Source organism: Mesorhizobium sp. P2_D5 (assembly GCF_056404355.1).
The window spans coordinates 938,071-955,183 of record NZ_JBFUEE010000001.1 but is presented as its reverse complement, the minus strand read 5'-3'; the positions used below and the strand labels follow the sequence as shown (position 1 = coordinate 955,183).

The window sequence follows — 17,113 nt, the reverse complement described above, 5'->3', positions numbered from 1 at the left end:
TCGTCCTCTAGGCACGATCCATGAGAGCGGCTGGCTCCTTGGTCCCGTGCGAGCCTCTGTTGTGCGTCCGCTCGTAAAGCTCGCGGACGATTCGGCTGGCGGTAGTCTCGAACAGAAATGGCAAGAAAGCGTGAACGAGCGCGGCACCCGCCGCCATCAGCAACCGCGACGAGAACCAGGCGGCAAAGGCCATATGGCCGAAATAGGTTTCACCGACCTTGGCCGGATGAGAGGTGAAGATCGTTGCGAGCGACATGCTGTTCCCCTTTCAGCGCTTGGTGTTCCTGATATGAGTATCTTGACACGCTTCGCCGGTTCATTGGTCTCAAAATGTCCTTGTATTTGGCCGCTCCGTGGGACAAACATCCCACATGGCACCGGAAATCGACGAAATCGACCGTAAATTGCTGACCGAACTGCAACGCGACGGCACGCTGTCGGTCGACCAGCTGTCGGAACGGGTGGCCTTGTCGCGCAATGCCTGCTGGCGCCGGGTGAAGCGACTTGAGGAGGATGGCATCATCACCGGCCGCGTGGCGCTGGTCGATGCCGAAAAGCTCGGGCTTGGCCTCTCGGTGTTCGTCCTGATCCGCACGTCCAACCACGACCCGGACTGGCTGCAGAAGTTCCGGGCGGCGGTGACCGGCTTTCCCGAGATCACCGGCGTCTATCGCATGTCGGGCGACCTCGACTACGTGTTGCGCGCCCGGGTCGCCGACGTGAAGGCCTATGACCGGCTTTACCAGCGGCTTATCGCCAAGGTGGCGCTGTCGGACGTTTCGGCCTCCTTCGTGATGGAGGAGATCAAGGAGACCACCGTGGTTCCAATGGAACTGCGCTAGCTCTTGTCACAGTGATGCCCGAAAGAAAGCCGTTGATAGCGCTAGACCTGAGTTGACTGAATCGCCGTTCGCGCCGATAGGATCGATTTTATGCGCGCAGCCCTTCAAAATCCCTCCGTCATCGGTCCGACCGTCGGCTTCGTCAGGTTGCCGCATGGTGAAGGACTTCCCCTCCCCGCCTATGAAAGCCCCGGCGCGGCCGGTATGGATCTGCGCGCGGCGGTGCCCGACGACCGGCCGCTGCTGATCCTACCTGGAAAACGCGCTCTGGTGCCGACCGGGCTGATCCTGGAAATTCCCGAAGGCATGGAAGGCCAGGTCCGGCCACGCTCCGGCCTTGCTTTCAAACATGGTCTTACCGTCCTCAACACACCCGGCACCATCGACAGCGACTATCGCGGCGAGGTGAAGGTGCTGCTGATCAATCTCGGCGACGAGGATTTTGCGGTGACGCGCGGCATGCGCATCGCCCAGATCGTTTTCGCAGCGGTGACGCAGGCGGCCGTGGAAGAGCGCAGCCTGGCTGGGGGCACGGCGCGAGGTTCGGGCGGGTTCGGATCGACCGGCACCGCCTGATGCCCGAACTGCCAAAACTCGTCATCTTCGACTGCGACGGGATCCTGGTCGATACAGAGAACCTCGCCAATCGACGCCTCGCCGAATGGCTTGTTACCGCCGGCTATCCGACGAGCTTCGAATATTGCCGCAAGCATTTCTCCGGCCGCAGCATGGCGTCGGTGCAAAAACAGATTGAAGAGGAGGCCAGTGTCCGCCTCGGCGCCGATTTCGTCGACCGCTGGAATGCCGGCCTGCCGGATCTGTTCGCCCACGGGGTCGAGGCGATCCCTTACGTCCGCGAGTTTGTCGAAGCCGTGCGCTCAGCCGGCATCGCCTATTGCGTCGCCACCTCGGCCAGGGTGTCGAAGATGCACATCACACTCGGCCAGACCGGGCTGTTGTCGCTGTTCGAACACGCGATGTTCAGCTCGACGATGGTCGGGCGCGGCAAGCCATTCCCCGACCTGTTCCTGCATGCGGCCAAGACGATGGGCTTCGCGCCCGCCGACTGCGTCGTCATCGAGGACAGCGTCGCCGGCACGCAAGCCGGCATTGCCGCCGGCATGCGGGTGTTTTCCTATCATGGCGACCCCTATTCCGACCGCGACGGCCTGATCCAGGCCGGCGGCATCCTGTTCAACGACATGCGCGAGCTGGCCGGGCTGGTGCCGATCCACTGACCTGCCGGCCACCGATCCGCCGGGTTTGACGGACGGATTGGACGTCCCGGACCGCTATGCTACGTTCCGCGCGCCCGACAGACCAAGGCGCGCCTATGACAACGAACCTGCTTCGCTTCATCCTCGCCTTGACGCTGCTGCCATTTCTCTGGACAGCCGCCGGCGCGCAAGCCGTCAGCTTCCCGGAACTCGGCAGCGCGCTGCCCGGCCACAAGGACGTCACCTATCTCGACCTGGCGCGGATGGTCATCCCGGATCTCGCCGTGGACAAGGACGGCTTCTACAAGGGTGGGCTGCCGATCGACATGCGCCACATCGAGGGACCTGACAGCGGCGGTTCGCCGCCCGAGACATCAGGCTTTTCAAATGCCGCGGTGCTGGCCATCAAGGCTGGCGGCAAGGACCGGCTGGCAATGCTGTTCGACCTCGGCGATTCTCCCGACAGTGCCGAAGGCTATGCGGTGCTGGCGCTGTACGACACTTCGGCCAAGCCAAAGCTGCTCGACGCGGTCAATGTCGCGGTCGACCGTGGCACCTATTTCCGGGAACCCGGCAAGCTTTCCGTCAGCGTCAACGATGACATCCTCATCACCATGAGCGCGCATTTCAATTCGAACCAGAACTATGTGGCCACGCCGCTGATCATGGTTCGCGGCGACAAGTTCGAACTGATCGACATGATCTATACGTTCGATGAAAACCTGTGCAGCTACAGCCGCAAGCAGGACGTGGCCTTACAGGCCATCGCCGACGATGGGCCTTTTGCCGCCATCAAGGTGACGGTGACCGATGCCACGGTGCCGAACGGTGAAAGCTGCGATGACGCGCCGCCCGCGGCTGCGTCGCAGGACATTTCCGTCACCTATCACTGGGACACCACGGCCTCGCACTACGCCAAGGATTCCGACGCGCTGGAAAAATTGGCAGGAGAGAACGCCAAACGCTTCTGAACCAATGGCATTCGTTTGCCCGGCCAGGGAGGGCAGGATAGAATCCTTTCCGCCACGCCGCACATGATGGGGGGAATTACCATGGACAAGGGCAAGATCTTTCGTGACCTGCATGCCTCGACCTTCGTCATGCCCAATCCCTGGGATGTCGGCACGACGAAGCTGCTGGATTCTTTCGGCTTCAAGGCGCTGGCGACGACCAGCGCCGGCTTTGCCTTTTCGCGCGGCCTGCCGGACGGCGCCGTGACCTTCGAGGCGATGATCCACCATTGCCGCGACGTGACGGCGGCGACCAGCCTGCCGGTCTCGGCCGACCTCGAGAGAGGCAAGGGCGACAGCGCCGAGCGCGCCGCCGAAACCATCTTCGCGGCCGAAGCGGCAGGCCTTGCCGGCTGCTCGATCGAGGATCACACCGGCGATCCGGACAAGCCGATCTATGATTTCTCGCACGCCGTCGAGCGCGTCGCGGCCGCCGTGGAGGCGGCGCGGGCGTTGAAGCGCGATTTCGTCTTCACCGCGCGGGCCGAGAACTTCCTGTGGGGCAGGTCCGACCTTGACGACACCATCAAGCGGCTGCAGGCCTTCGAGAAGGCCGGCGCCGATGTGCTCTATGCGCCAGGCATCGGCGATATAGAGATGGTACGCACGATCTGCTCGGCGGTCAGCAAGCCGGTCAACGTCATGGCGAGGCCCGGCTTCACCGTCGCCGATCTCGCCACGGCCGGCGTCAAGCGCATTTCGCTCGGGCCGTGGTTGACCAATTTCGCTTATGGCATGCTGGAAACGGCGGCACGCGAGATCCAGCAGGACGGCACGTTCGGCTTCACCCGCGCCGCCATGCCGTTCGGCAAATTGCAGGCCTTGTTTGGCAGATCCCCAGATTAGGAGGCCTGTCGCATGACGCTGAATGTCGTCGACATGCATACGGGGGGCGAGCCGCTCAGGATCGTTGCCGGCGGCTACCCGGATATCCCGAATGGCACCATCCTGGAAAAGCGCGCCTATGTGCGCGACCATCTCGATCATTTGCGCAAGATTTTGATGTTCGAGCCGCGCGGCCATTATGACATGTATGGCGCCTTGCTGGTCGAGCCGGATCTGCCCGGCGCCGACCTCGCCGTGCTGTTCATGCACAATGAAGGCTATTCGACCATGTGCGGCCACGCCATCGTCGCACTCGGCCGCTACGCCGTCGACGAAGGGCTGGTGACGAAACGCGAGCCGGTGACGACCGTCAACATCGAGGCACCGTGCGGGTTGGTCGTCGCTTCGGTGGAGGTCAGGGATGGCAAGGCCGGTGCTGTCTCGTTTGAAAGCGTTCCGGCATTCCTGTTCGCACGAAACCAGGCGATCGAGCTACAAGGCTATGGCACGATCGGCTTCGACATCGCCTATGGCGGCGCCTTCTACGCGCTGGCCGACTGTCACCAGTTCGGTCTGGAATTCGGCCGCAATCGGGTGCGCGATTTCGTCGATGCGGCGACGGCGCTCACAAACAGGCTCAAGGCCGAGCTGCCGCTGTCGCATCCCGACCATGCCGACCTTGCCTTCCTTTATGGCACCATCCTGACCGATGGCCGCGACGCGTTTTCCGGCGACGTGACCAAGAACGTCTGCGTCTTCGCCGAGGCCGAGGTCGACCGCTCACCGACCGGCTCCGGCGTCACCGCCCGGCTGGCGGCGATGCATGCCAAGGGCGAGATCGACATCGGGCAGACGCGCACATTCGAAAGCATCGCCGGCTCGCGCTTTTCCGGGGCCGTGGTGCGGACGGCCAAGGCTGGCCCGCACGAAGCAATCATCGCCCGCGTCGGCGGCCGCGCCTACTATTCCGGGCGAGCGGAATTCATCGTCGAAGCCGATGATGAGTTGGGGCGCGGATTCCTGTTGCGCTGAACGGAACTCACCCCCGCGAGACGCGAGCCGCTTCCCGTCCGCTGATCGCCTTGTGCAGATGCACCATCATGGCGGCGGCAAAAAGCGGCGTCACCAGGTTGAGCAGCGGCACGGCGAGGAAGGCTGATATGACCAGACCGGCGAGGAACACCGTGCCGGCATAGTGCCTGCGCAAGGCCCTGGCCTCTTCTTCCGGGCGAAAGCGCATGGCGGCGAATTCGAAGAACTCACGCCCGAGCAGATAGCCGTTGACGATGAAGAAGGCGGCAATGTTGACGCCCGGCACCAAGAGGAGCAGCAGGGCGACGATGTTGCCGAGGATGACGACGCCCAGGAACCTGGCTGACAAGACCAGCGAGCGCAGCGCCGGCATGGCGCGTCCGGCCGGGTCGCCGGGATAGTCGGTGCGTTCGACGACTTCGGCGATGTCGTCGAGAAACAGGCCGGCGATGATCGCCGTGACCGGGGCGATGAGCAACGCCATGCCGAAGGCAAGGGCGATGGCGGCGATGATGCCGCCCAGCCAGCCGGCCCAGGACGGCATGCCGGGCAACAGCGTTTGGAGCCACGGCAGGGCCAGCCACTCGACGAGGCTGGTGAGGCCGAACCACAAGGCCACCAACGCCAGCAAGGTCAGCCCGAGCGTCTTGATGAACACCGAACGGAACTCGGGCGAGAACAACTGGCCGGCGGCGGCGCGGGCGGCGTCAGAGATCACGGTGCTTCCAACCTCACGTCGAACGGATCGTCCGGAGATAGGCGGCGCGCCCGCCCGCCACAAGCGTGGATCGCTTTCGGGGCCAAGGCAATCGTTTCAGGTTTCGAACTCGCCCCACCTTCCGGACGTGGGCGCTGCCCCTCACCTGCCTGCCGGCATCCTCTCCCCGTATTTCGCCACAAGTCGGAGACTATCTTCGAAGCGATTGCCCTGCCTATCGCGCGAGCGCCGGCTTTCGAACCGGGATGGTCATGGCTGCGACGCCTGCGACGACAAAACCCATTCCCAGCCATGCCGTCGGGCCAAGGCTTTCGCCGAGGAAGACGGCGCCGATGCCGACGCCAATCGGCACGCGCAGATAGGCTTGCGAGGTGGTGCCGACCGAGCCCAGCGTGTGGATGAGGCGGAAATAGATGACGAAGGCCAGCGCGGTCGAAAACACCGACAGGCCGAGCAAGGCCAGGATCGACGCCGTCGATGGCGCGAGCGTCCATGGCTGGTCGACCATCACGCTGAGCGGCACCAGGATGATGGCGCCGCACAGCATCGAACCGGCGGCGGGCAGCATCGGGTCGAGGCCCTTGAAGCCACGGCCGAAGATCGCCGCCCCGGCATAGCAGATCGTCGCCGCGACGATTGCCAACTGGGCCCAGAGCTCATGACCGAGACCACCCAGCGCCTCGGTGCCGATGATGAGGCAGATGCCGGCAATGCCGGCGCCGACACCAATCAGTTTGCGAAACGTGACCGGCTCGTGGCGGGTGATGAGCGCGGTCAGCAGGAAGGTGAAGATCGGCGAGGTCGCGTTGAGGATGGTTGCGAGACCGGCATCAACGGAGCGCTCGGCCGCTGCGATCAGCGTGAACGGCACGACGCTGTTGAGGCATGCCTGGAAGGCGAAGCGGCGCCAGCTTGCCGCATCGCCCGGCATGGCGAGCCCGCGCCAGCGAATGATGGCGAAGAGAATGCCGCCGGCAATCAGTGTGCGCGCGGCAATGAACGTGACCGGCGGGATCGTCTCGACGCCTATCTTGATGAAGGTATAGGAGGCGCCCCAAAGCACCGACAGCACGGCGAGCAGCGCCAGGTCGGTGGTCATATCGTTGCTTGTCGGCCTGTTATTTGTAGGCATAGGGGCTGGCTCGCCTTAGAAAAATGATCGGCTGAGCCAGGCTTGTAAGCGGCGCCGCGATGAAATGCTTCGGCCACGGTCGAATTGTCATAGCGCCTCGCTACAGAGGCGCACCCCGGTTTGCAAGAACCGCGGCTCTGTGCCTTCCTCGACAAGGGAATGGTCATCGCCGCCACGCCGGCAACGACAGAAAATCGGTTGCCAATTTTCGCAGTCTTGCTGTAGACCCGCCCGGGCATGGCAAGAAGCCGGCTCGGGTTTTTGGCGGAGACATTGATGCCGGATTATGACGTGCTTTGCATCGGCAATGCCATTGTCGACATCATCGCCCAGTGCGACGAGGACTTCCTCGAGACCAACGGCATCATCAAGGGCGCGATGAACCTCATCGACACCCAGCGCGCCGAACTGCTCTACAGCCGCATGGGCCCGGCCATCGAAGCGTCCGGCGGCAGCGCCGGCAACACGGCGGCCGGCGTCGCCAGCTTCGGCGGCCGCGTCGCCTTCTTCGGCAAGGTTTCGAACGATGCGCTGGGCCAAATCTACGCGCACGACATCCATGCGCAGGGCGTCGCCTTCGACACCAAGCCGCTCAAGGGCGAGCCGCCGACGGCGCGCTCGATGATCTTCGTCACCCCCGACGGCGAGCGCTCGATGAACACCTATCTCGGCGCCGCCATCGAACTCGGGCCGGAGGATGTCGAGGCCGACAAGGCTTCCGGCGCCAAGGTCACCTATTTCGAGGGCTATCTATGGGACCCGCCGCGGGCCAAGGAAGCGATCCGGCAGACGGCGAAGCTGGCGCACGCGGCAGGCCGCGAGGTGTCGATGACACTCTCGGATTCGTTCTGCGTCGATCGCTACCGCGACGAGTTCCTCGACCTGATGCGCTCGGGCACCGTCGACATCGTCTTTGCCAACAGCCACGAGATCAAGTCGCTCTATCAGACATCGTCGTTCGACGAGGCGCTGGCGCAGATTCGCAAGGATTGCCGTATTGCCGCCGTGACCCGCTCGGAAAAAGGCTCGGTCATCGTGCGCGGCGACGAGACCGTGCTCATCCAGGCGACCGCGATCAAGGAACTGGTCGACACGACAGGCGCCGGCGACCTCTACGCCGCCGGTTTCCTGCATGGCTACACGCAAGGCCGCGACCTCAAGGCCTGCGGCGACCTTGGCTCACTGGCGGCCGGATTGGTGATCCAGCAGATCGGCCCACGCCCGCGCCAGAACCTGCGCCGCGAGGCTGAGCAGGCCGGGTTGCTGTAGGTTAGGTTTTCCCTTCTCCCCTTGTGGGAGAAGGTGGCCGAGCGAAGCTCGGCCGGATGAGGGGTGTTCCAGCTTGGTACTGGCAACACTCCGTCCAACACCCCTCAACCGTCTTGGCGCTGCGCGCCAATCCACCTTCTCCCACAAGGGGAGAAGGGAAGGCCGACCGCCTCTCACCGTCGCGCGGTTGTCATACATCCCTCCTACACGCAATCGAGGCGACCTGGGACTGACATTTCGGGACGCCTGCAGTCAGTTGGGGTGTCATAAAATGCAAGACAGCATGCTGTCGGGCCGCTGCATCTGTTGCCGCGGCGATCTCCGCTCTCCGCTCTAGCCGTTCAACAACCGGCCGCAGCTGTGGGAGGAGCGCCCGGCCCAAGAGACAGATGCATGAACAGATTTCAAATCCAGGCAACCGGCATCAAGCAGGACGACTTCGCGGAAATGGTCGCGGAGGATGTCGAACGTGCGCTTGCCCACTATGACGAGGCCATCAACAGACCCACCATGGTCTCGGTCGGCAAGATTGCCGGCAGCATAGCTTCCGCCGTCACCTTGCTGTCGCCGAAGCATCAGCGTGCCATCGACGCCATCCATGCCGACCTTCCCGGGCTTGCATCGAAATTCGTACGCGCGCTGGCGGCGGAAGCCGCGCGCCGCAGCGACGCCGGCAGAGGCGGCGCGACGGGGCTGCCGCCGGCATCCCCCGTGGATTTCGATGGACCTGCTTCCCCGTCGTCGCGCGCCGACGACCTCGAATCGATGCTGATAGAGGACTGGGCCGGGCGCGTCGCCGGATCGACCTATCTGGAAGAGAACATGCGCATCGCCCGCTCGACCCTGCATCGCTGGCAAAGGCGGGGTGAGGTCATCGCCCTGCGCAAGGGCGGCCGCAAGCATGTCTTCCCGCTGGCGCAGTTCGTCGACGGCAGGCCGGTCGCGGGCATCCATGACGTGCTGTCCCTGATCAGCAATCCCAGGCTGGCCTGGCTGTGGCTGACACGCCCCTCGGCACAACTCGATGGCCGCGTTCCGATCGACCTGCTCCGGCAGGATCAGATCGAGCAGGTCGTCGAGGCCGCACGCGTGTTCGCGCCGGCTTGACCGCTTCGGTGCACGCCCTTGATAGACGTGCCTAGGCAGTCCTGCGGATTGAGGGACGAGGCGCGGACGATCGCTGTTGCGGTGCCATTTCCGTGGCGGTGACCAACCGGTTGCGGCCACTCTTTTTTCCGATGTACATCAGCCGGTCGGCGAGCGCGACCAGTGCTTCGGAATCGGCGGCTTCCGCCGGATACATGGCCACGCCGACGGTGCAGCCGACCTGGATGGCGCCATTAGGCGTGGGAACCTTGATCTGCAGCCTTTCCAGGATGCGTTCGGCAACGCGCACGGCCTTGTGCTGTGCCAGATCGGCGGCGCCCGAGAACAGGAAGGCGAACTCGTCACCGCCGAGACGGGCGACGAAATCGGCGCTGCGCAAGATCGAGCGAAGCTGGCTCGAGACGCGCTGCAGCAGCGCGTCGCCGGCCTCATGGCCGAGCGTGTCATTGACTTCCTTGAAGCGGTCGAGGTCGATGAACAGAAGACCGGCGGCCTCGCCGGTGGCGCCGCAGCGGGCGACCACCGATTTGAGTTCGTTGTGGAAGGCACGCCGGTTGGGCAGGTCCGTCAACAGATCGTGGTTGGCCGAATGGTCGCTCTGCTGCTTGGCCAGTTCGATCTCGCGCTTTTGCGCGGATAGCTCCTCGTTGGCGGTCTTCAGATCCAGCAGCAGCTGAGAATTGAGGTCCTCGACAACCTTGCGGTCGCTGATGTCGACGACGAAGCCTTCGAGGAATTCGAGCTCGCCGGCGGCGTCCCAGACACCGCCGCCGATCTCGCGGACCCACAGCGGTTCGCCGGCCCTGGGCACGATGCGGTAGTCGACGTTCCAGTTGCAGCGCGCTTCGAGCGCGGCGTCGACGGCGGCATAGACCGAGGCGAGGTCGTCCGGATGGATGGCCGAAACGTAGTCGCGCACGGCGTTGTGCACGAAATCCGTTGGCGGATAGCCGCTGACGGTGAGAACGCCGTCGCTGATGTAGAGCATGGTGTAGGACGCATCGTTGCGGCAGCGGTAGAGGTAGCCGTCCATGCGGCCGGTGATGCTGAGCAGCGCGTCAAGGCGCTCGTCGTGATAGGCTCGCTCGCCGACCACGGATGCGGGAATCGTATCGTGCTTCACGGCTGCAAATCCATGATTGTCACCACCCCGGTCTGTCCAAAATGCCCCTCTGGCACATCGATGACAGCTCTCTGGTATAACAACCGGATATTATCAATATCTTATGGATCGCAGCGATTTTCCCATAAATTCGGCTTGAATCGCGGGATTCCTGCGATTGCACACATTCAGGTGGAGTGGTGCGGCCCTCGACCAGGGCCTGGGCCTAGCATCACTCGAAAGGCGTTCACGGGGCTTTCGTCCGCCGCTCAAGCCCCCGCTGTATACGCCGCAATCGCGGCCATGTTGACGATGTCTGAATCCTTGGCGTTCAACGACACGATCTGGACCGGCTTGTTCAGCCCGACCAGCAGCGGGCCGATCACCGTCGAGCCGCCGAGTTCCTGCAGCATCTTGGTCGAGATCGAGGCGGAGTGGAACGCCGGCATGATCAGCACATTGGCTGGACCAGTGAGGCGGATGAACGGATACTGCGACATGGCCCGCGCATTGAGCGCGACGTCGGCGGCCATCTCGCCGTCGTACTCGAAATCGACGCGGCGCTTGTCGAGGATGCGCACGGCTTCCTGGACGCGCTCGGAGCGCTCGCCCTGCGGATGGCCGAAGGTCGAATAAGCGAGCATGGCAAGCCTCGGCTCGTAGCCCATGCGGCGGGCGAAGCCTGCCGCCTCCTCGGCGATGTCGGCGATCTGCTCGGCGTTCGGCATGTCGTGCACGGCGGTATCGGCGACCAGCACGGTCCTGCCCCGCGCCAGCACGATCGAAACGCCGATGACGCGGTGGCCGGGCTTGGCGTCGATGACGCGGCGGATGTCGTCGAGCGCGGTCGAATAGTTGCGGGTCACACCGGTGACGATGCCGTCGGCATCGCCCAGCGCCACCATGCAGGCGGCGAAGTGGTTGCGGTCGTTGTTGATCAGCCGCTGGCAGTCACGGAACAGGAAGCCCTTCCGCTGCATACGCTCGTAGAGATAGTCGGTGTAGATGCCGTTGCGGCGCGATAGCCGGGCATTGATGATCTCGATGCCTTGCTTGTTGAGGTCGATGCCGGCGTGCTTGGCGTTCTCCTTGATGACGTCGTCGCGGCCGAGCAGGATGGCGGTGCCGAGCCGCTGGTTCACATAGGAGACGGCGGCGCGCATCACCTGCTCCTCCTCGCCCTCGGCAAAGACGATTCGCTTGGGCTGGCGGCGCACACGGTCGTAGATGCGCTGCAAGGTCGAGGCGATCGGGTCGCGGCGGGCGGACAGCTCCTGCGCGTAGCGGTCGAGATCGAGGATCGGCTTGCGGGCGACGCCGGAATCCATCGCCGCCTTGGCGACCGCGATCGGGATGGCCGAGATCAGGCGCGGGTCGAACGGCACCGGGATGATATAGTTGGGGCCGAATTTCGGCCGGTTGCCCTGATAGGCTGCAGCGACGTCGTCGGGCACATCCTGGCGCGCCAGCGCTGCCAGTGCCTGGGCGGCGGCGATCTTCATGTCGTCGTTGATGGTGGTAGCCCGCACATCCAGCGCGCCACGGAAGATGTAGGGAAAGCCGAGCACATTGTTGACCTGGTTCGGATAGTCCGAACGCCCGGTCGCCATAATGGCGTCGGTGCGGATTTCGGCGACTTCCTCGGGCGTGATTTCCGGGTCGGGATTTGCCATGGCGAAGATGATCGGGTTCTTGGCCATCGACTGCACCATGGCGGTGGTCAGCGCGCCCTTGGCCGAGAGGCCGAGGAAGACGTCGGCACCGTCGAGCGCCTCGGCGAGGCTGCGCGCCTCGGTCTTCACCGCATGTCCGGACTTCCACTGGTTCATGCCTTCGGTACGGCCCTGGAAGACGACGCCCTTGGTGTCGCACAGGATGATGTTTTCGGGCGCGAAGCCCATCGCCTTCATCAACTCGATGCAGGCGATGCCGGCGGCGCCAGCGCCGTTGCAGACCATCTTCGTCGTCTTCATGTCGCGGCCGGTGATCTCCAGCGCGTTGATCAGGCCGGCGGCCGAGATGATGGCGGTGCCGTGCTGGTCGTCATGGAAAACCGGGATGTCCATCAGTTCGCGCAGGCGCTGCTCGATGATGAAACACTCAGGCGCCTTGATGTCTTCAAGGTTGATGCCGCCGAAGGAGGGGCCGAGGAAGCGCACGCAGTTGATGAACTCGTCGGCATCCTCGGTGTCAACCTCGAGGTCGATGGAATCGACATCGGCGAAGCGCTTGAACAGCACCGCCTTGCCCTCCATGACCGGCTTGGAGGCCAGCGCGCCGAGATTGCCGAGGCCAAGGATGGCGGTGCCGTTGGAGATGACGGCGACCATGTTGCCACGCGTCGTGTAGTCGAAGGCGCGGCTGGGGTCCTCGGCGATGGCCAGAACAGGTACCGCGACGCCCGGCGAATAGGCGAGGCTCAGATCGCGCTGCGTCGCCATCGGCTTGGTGGCGACAACCTCCAGCTTGCCGGGGCGGCCCATGGCGTGGAATTCGAGCGCTTCCTGCGCACTGACGGACGGACCGTTGTTCTCGGTTTTTTTGGCCATGATGCTTTTGATTTCCTCGCCGGTGCAGCACCTCGTTAGGGCGGGTGCTTTGTGAGGTTCCGAATTAAGACCACGCACCGCCGCGTGTAAACCGCCAGTGTTCGGGAATCGCGCTGGTGCTGGCGATTGCGGGCATCTGGCCGTGTCGGTCGTCCCCTGTTTTTCGAGGCGCCGGCATTAAACCGCGCGACCACATCTGCTAGCGTGCCGCGCATGAACATGCATAGCCCGAACGAGCCGGACGCCCCCGAGGCGATGGCGCCCCTGCCGACAGCCGCTGCCGCCGTCACGCCGATGATGGAGCAGTTCATCGAGATCAAGGCGGCGAACCCGGATTCGCTGCTGTTCTACCGCATGGGCGATTTCTACGAGCTGTTCTTCGACGACGCCGAGAAGGCAAGCCGGGCGCTGGGCATCGTCCTGACCAAGCGCGGCAAGCACCAGGGCCACGACATCCCGATGTGCGGCGTGCCGGTGCATGCCGCCGACGACTATCTGCAGAAGCTGATCGGTCAGGGTTTTCGCGTCGCCGTCTGCGAGCAGATCGAGGATCCGGCCGAAGCCAAGAAACGCGGCGGCAAATCGGTGGTACGCCGCGACGTGGTGCGGCTGGTGACGCCGGGCACCATCACCGAGGACAAATTGCTGGCGCCGTCGGAATCGAGCTTCCTGATGGCGTTGGGACGGGTGAAAGGTGGGGCGGACCACTCCTTTGCCTTGGCCTGGATCGACATTTCGACCGGGGCTTTCCGCGTCGCCGAGACCACCGCCGACCGGCTGCTCGCCGACATCTTCCGCGTCGATCCGCGCGAGCTGATCGTCGCCGAGCCGGTGTTCTACGATGCCGAACTGAAACCGGTCTTCGACGTGCTCGGCCGCGTCGCCAACCCGCAGCCGCCCTCGCTGTTCGATTCGGCCTCGGCCACGGGGCGCATCGCCCGTTTCTTCGACGTGGCGACGCCGGACAGTTTTGGGGCGTTTTCGCGCGCCGAATTGTCGGCGATCTCAGGCGCCATCGCCTATGTCGAGAAGACGCAGAAGGCCGAGCGTCCGCCGCTGTCGCGGCCGGAGCGCGAGGAGCAGGGCTCGACCCTGTTCATCGATCCGGCGACGCGCGGCAATCTGGAACTGCTGCGCACGCTGTCCGGCAGCCGCGAAGGTTCGTTGTTCAAGGCGATCGACCGCACGGTGACCGGCGGCGGCGCAAGGCTGCTGGCCGACCGGCTGATGGCGCCGTTGACCGATCCGGCGGCGATCGGCGCCAGGCTGGACTCGGTGTCCTTCTTCCGCGCTGAAACGCGGCTCTGCCAGGCGGTGCGGGCAAGCCTGAAGAGCGTCGCCGACATGCCGCGCGCGCTGTCCAGGCTGGCGCTGAACCGTGGCGGCCCGCGCGACCTCGGCGCGCTGCGCGCCGGTTTCGAAGCGGCCGGTGCGATCGCCGGGATCTTCGGCGAGACCGCCCTGCCTCAGGAGCTCACGGCGGCGTTGGGCGCCATCCAGGCGCTGCCCAGAGCGCTTTCCCAGCACCTGACGCAGGCGCTTGGCGACGAACTGCCGCTGCTCAAGCGTGACGGCGGCTTCGTTCGCGGCGGCTACCATGCCGAGCTCGACGAGATGCGGGCGTTGCGCGACGAATCACGAAAGGTCATCGCCGGGCTGGAGCGCTCGCTTATCGACGAGACCGGCATCCGCTCGCTTAAAATCCGGCACAACAATGTGCTTGGCTATTACATCGAGGTGACCGCCAATCACCATGCGGTGATGACCGGCAGCGACGGCGCCAAGGCGCGCTTCATCCATCGCCAGACCATGGCCAACGCCATGCGCTTTACGACGACCGAACTCGCCGAACTGGAGACCAAGATCGCCAATGCCGCCGACCGGGCGCTCGGCATCGAGCTTGCCGCCTTCGACGCGCTGACGGCGGAAGCGGTCGGCGAGGCCGAAAGGATCCGCGCCGGCGCCGATGCACTGGCCGTGCTCGACGTGTCGGCGGCGCTCGCGCTGTTGTCCGAGAGCGAAGCCTGGTGCCGGCCGGTGGTGGATTCGAGCCTCGCCTTCGAAATTTCGGGGGGCCGGCATCCGGTGGTCGAGCAGGCGTTGCGGCGTTCGGGCGAAGGCCCGTTCGTCGCCAATGATTGCGACCTGTCGCCCGAGGGCAGCGCCAAGAATGGCGCGATCTGGCTTTTGACCGGCCCCAATATGGGCGGCAAGTCGACGTTCCTGCGGCAGAACGCGCTGATCGCCATCCTGGCGCAAACCGGCTCGTTCGTGCCGGCGGCATCGGCCCATATCGGCGTCGTCGACCGGCTGTTCTCGCGTGTCGGCGCCTCGGACGATCTGGCGCGCGGCCGCTCGACCTTCATGGTCGAGATGGTCGAGACGGCGGCGATCCTCAACCAGGCCGGCGAGCGTGCGCTGGTAATCCTCGACGAGATCGGCCGCGGCACGGCCACTTTCGACGGCCTGTCAATCGCCTGGGCGGCGGTGGAATACCTGCACGAGAAGAACCGCTGCCGGGCGATCTTCGCCACCCATTTCCACGAAATGACCTCGCTGGCGGGCAAGCTGGCGCGGCTGCACAACGTCACCATGCGGGTCAAGGAATGGGAAAACGACGTCGTCTTCCTGCATGAGGTCGGCAAGGGTGCCGCCGACCGCTCCTATGGCGTGCAGGTGGCACGGCTGGCCGGATTGCCGGAAGCGGTGGTCGACCGAGCGAAAGAAGTGCTGCACCAGCTGGAAGAGGGCGAGGTTTCGGGCAAGACCAACCGTCTGGTGGACGACCTGCCGCTGTTTTCGGTGGCGGTGAAGCGCGAAGCGCCGAAGCCGGTCAAGAACGATGCTCTGGGCGCCGCACTCGGCGACATCAACCCCGACGAGATGACGCCACGCGAGGCGCTTGAGGCGCTGTATCGGCTAAAGGTGCTGGCGGGAAAGTAGTCAAATCATCTCCAGACCGCGCTTGCGGGTCGGCGGCGGAAAGGCGCGGTCGAGTTCGGCGATGTCCTGCGGCGTCAGCTCGATGTCGAGCGCTGCAAAATTCTGGCGGACATGCTGCTGGCTGCTGGCCTTGGGAATGGCTATGACACCCTCCTGGTGCATGACCCAGGCCAAGGCAATCTGCGCCGGGGTCGCATCGTGGCGGGCCGCGACGGCGCCAAGCCTGGTATTGCGTGCCAGCGCGCCCTGCTCGACCGGTGAGTAGGCCATCAAGGCGATGCCGCGCTGGCGGCTCCAGGGCGCCAGATCGAATTCGAGGCCACGCCGAACCAGATTGTAGAGCACCTGGTTGGTCTGGACGTTGCCGCCGTCGGACAAGCCGACCAGTTCTTCCATCTCGTCGGTGTCGAAGTTGCTGACGCCCCAGTGGCGGATCTTGCCGGCATCTTTCAGCGCCTCGAAGGCCGCTACGGTTTCAATCAGCGGCACGCTGCCGGGCCAATGCAGCAGATAGAGATCGATGCGGTCGGTGCGCAGGCGCTTCAGGCTGTTTTCGCAGGCGCGCTGCACGCCGGCGCGCGAAGCGTTGGACGGCAGCACTTTCGAAACCAGGAAGGTCTCGTCGCGGCGCCCGGCGGTGGCCTCTGCGACCACCTCCTCGGCACCGCCGCTGGCATACATTTCGGCGGTGTCGATCAGCGTCATGCCAAGGTCGAGGCCGAGCTTGAGAGCGTTGACCTCATCGGCGCGGCGGCTGAAATCCTCGCCCATTTTCCACGTGCCCTGACCAAGCACCTGAACGGCTTCGCCGGAAGGCAGCGTGGTTGTTCTGATCGTCGATGGCATGGCAGGCTCCAGTTGAGGGCCGGATCGCATCACAGGCTCGGCGGGAAATCCAGAGAGAGCTCTCGCCGAATCCTGGCTTCGCGAAAAGGCTTATTTCACCGGATGGGCTGCGAGCCAGCCCTGCATCTGCTTGATCTCGGCTTCCTGCGCGGCGATGACCCCCTCGGCCAGCTTGCGGATCTCCGGGTCCTTGCCGTTGGCAAGCTCGACCTTGGCCATGTCGATGGCACCCTGATGGTGCGGGATCATGCCACGGACGAAATCGACATCAGCATTGCCAGTATTTTGCAACGCCATCATATCGGCATGCATCTTGTCCATGGCCGCCTTGTAGCCTTCGGTCGAAGGGCTGGTCGCATCCGCCGTCATGGCACCCATGTCGTGTTTCATCTCTTCACTCTGCGCCGGAACGCTTTCGAGGAAGACGGCAAGCAGCATTCCGGCAGCCATCAGCAAAAGGACGAGTTTTTTAGCCAAGGTCATTCATGGTCTCCTGTTGAGTGGGTTTCGTATTTGGGGGC

General features: G+C 64.3%; 16 protein-coding genes. 9 read left to right on the top strand and 7 right to left on the bottom strand.

What is annotated here, in order from left to right:
- Positions 1 to 7: 7 nt before the first annotated feature.
- On the bottom strand, positions 8 to 256 hold the full coding sequence (locus AC1DYW_RS04555; protein WP_457152761.1) for a DUF6356 family protein: 249 nt from the start codon (positions 254 to 256) through the stop codon (positions 8 to 10).
- Positions 257 to 371: 115 nt separating this feature from the next.
- Here AC1DYW_RS04555 and AC1DYW_RS04550 point away from each other — a divergent pair, with 115 nt between their 5' ends.
- From AC1DYW_RS04550 to AC1DYW_RS04525, 6 genes are all read left to right on the top strand, one after another.
- Complete coding sequence (locus AC1DYW_RS04550) at positions 372 to 842, top strand: Lrp/AsnC family transcriptional regulator (RefSeq protein ID WP_095082702.1); 471 nt, start codon at positions 372 to 374, stop codon at positions 840 to 842.
- Positions 843 to 932: 90 nt separating this feature from the next.
- Entirely contained in the window at positions 933 to 1,418 is a 486-nt protein-coding gene (dut, locus tag AC1DYW_RS04545; protein WP_477225252.1) for a dUTP diphosphatase, read from the top strand.
- A complete protein-coding gene (locus tag AC1DYW_RS04540) occupies positions 1,418 to 2,080 on the top strand; it encodes an HAD family hydrolase (protein WP_477225251.1) in 663 nt (220 codons plus the stop codon). Before dut ends, AC1DYW_RS04540 begins: the two co-directional genes overlap by 1 nt.
- Positions 2,081 to 2,175: 95 nt before the next feature.
- Positions 2,176 to 3,030: a hypothetical protein gene (locus tag AC1DYW_RS04535; RefSeq protein WP_477225250.1), complete on the top strand. Its 855-nt coding sequence runs from the start codon at positions 2,176 to 2,178 to the stop codon at positions 3,028 to 3,030.
- A gap of 81 nt (positions 3,031 to 3,111) precedes the next feature.
- Positions 3,112 to 3,915: an isocitrate lyase/PEP mutase family protein gene (locus tag AC1DYW_RS04530; RefSeq protein ID WP_477225249.1), complete on the top strand. Its 804-nt coding sequence runs from the start codon at positions 3,112 to 3,114 to the stop codon at positions 3,913 to 3,915.
- A 12-nt stretch (positions 3,916 to 3,927) separates the two neighbouring features.
- Positions 3,928 to 4,926 carry a proline racemase family protein gene (locus tag AC1DYW_RS04525; RefSeq protein ID WP_477225248.1) on the top strand — a complete coding sequence of 333 codons (999 nt, stop codon included), beginning with the start codon at positions 3,928 to 3,930 and terminating at the stop codon, positions 4,924 to 4,926.
- A 7-nt stretch (positions 4,927 to 4,933) separates the two neighbouring features.
- Here the strand turns inward: AC1DYW_RS04525 and AC1DYW_RS04520 are convergent, their stop codons facing one another.
- The gene (locus AC1DYW_RS04520; RefSeq protein ID WP_477225247.1) at positions 4,934 to 5,644 is read right to left on the bottom strand and encodes a sulfate transporter family protein; all 711 of its coding nucleotides are present in this window, start codon (positions 5,642 to 5,644) and stop codon (positions 4,934 to 4,936) included.
- A gap of 214 nt (positions 5,645 to 5,858) precedes the next feature.
- Positions 5,859 to 6,743, bottom strand: coding sequence for an EamA family transporter (locus AC1DYW_RS04515; protein WP_477225246.1), 885 nt, complete (start codon positions 6,741 to 6,743; stop codon positions 5,859 to 5,861).
- 309 nt (positions 6,744 to 7,052) lie between these two features.
- Between AC1DYW_RS04515 and AC1DYW_RS04510 the strand changes: the two genes are divergently transcribed.
- Both AC1DYW_RS04510 and AC1DYW_RS04505 read left to right on the top strand, forming a co-directional pair.
- Entirely contained in the window at positions 7,053 to 8,045 is a 993-nt protein-coding gene (locus AC1DYW_RS04510; protein ID WP_477225245.1) for an adenosine kinase, read from the top strand.
- Positions 8,046 to 8,438: 393 nt separating this feature from the next.
- On the top strand, positions 8,439 to 9,152 hold the full coding sequence (locus AC1DYW_RS04505) for an antitoxin Xre/MbcA/ParS-like domain-containing protein (protein ID WP_477225244.1): 714 nt from the start codon (positions 8,439 to 8,441) through the stop codon (positions 9,150 to 9,152).
- Positions 9,153 to 9,183: 31 nt separating this feature from the next.
- Here the strand turns inward: AC1DYW_RS04505 and AC1DYW_RS04500 are convergent, their stop codons facing one another.
- Both AC1DYW_RS04500 and AC1DYW_RS04495 read right to left on the bottom strand, forming a co-directional pair.
- Positions 9,184 to 10,275, bottom strand: a complete 1,092-nt coding sequence (locus AC1DYW_RS04500; RefSeq protein ID WP_477225243.1) for a sensor domain-containing diguanylate cyclase — start codon at positions 10,273 to 10,275, stop codon at positions 9,184 to 9,186.
- A 248-nt stretch (positions 10,276 to 10,523) separates the two neighbouring features.
- A complete protein-coding gene (locus AC1DYW_RS04495) occupies positions 10,524 to 12,803 on the bottom strand; it encodes an NADP-dependent malic enzyme (protein ID WP_477225242.1) in 2,280 nt (759 codons plus the stop codon).
- Positions 12,804 to 13,016: 213 nt separating this feature from the next.
- Between AC1DYW_RS04495 and mutS the strand changes: the two genes are divergently transcribed.
- Positions 13,017 to 15,746, top strand: coding sequence for a DNA mismatch repair protein MutS (gene mutS / locus AC1DYW_RS04490; RefSeq protein WP_477225241.1), 2,730 nt, complete (start codon positions 13,017 to 13,019; stop codon positions 15,744 to 15,746).
- Here the strand turns inward: mutS and AC1DYW_RS04485 are convergent, their stop codons facing one another.
- Positions 15,747 to 16,592: an aldo/keto reductase gene (locus AC1DYW_RS04485; RefSeq protein WP_477225240.1), complete on the bottom strand. Its 846-nt coding sequence runs from the start codon at positions 16,590 to 16,592 to the stop codon at positions 15,747 to 15,749. It abuts the gene before it with no gap.
- 90 nt (positions 16,593 to 16,682) lie between these two features.
- Positions 16,683 to 17,075, bottom strand: a complete 393-nt coding sequence (gene copM, locus AC1DYW_RS04480; protein ID WP_477225239.1) for a CopM family metallochaperone — start codon at positions 17,073 to 17,075, stop codon at positions 16,683 to 16,685.
- Between the last annotated feature and the right edge of the window lie 38 nt (positions 17,076 to 17,113).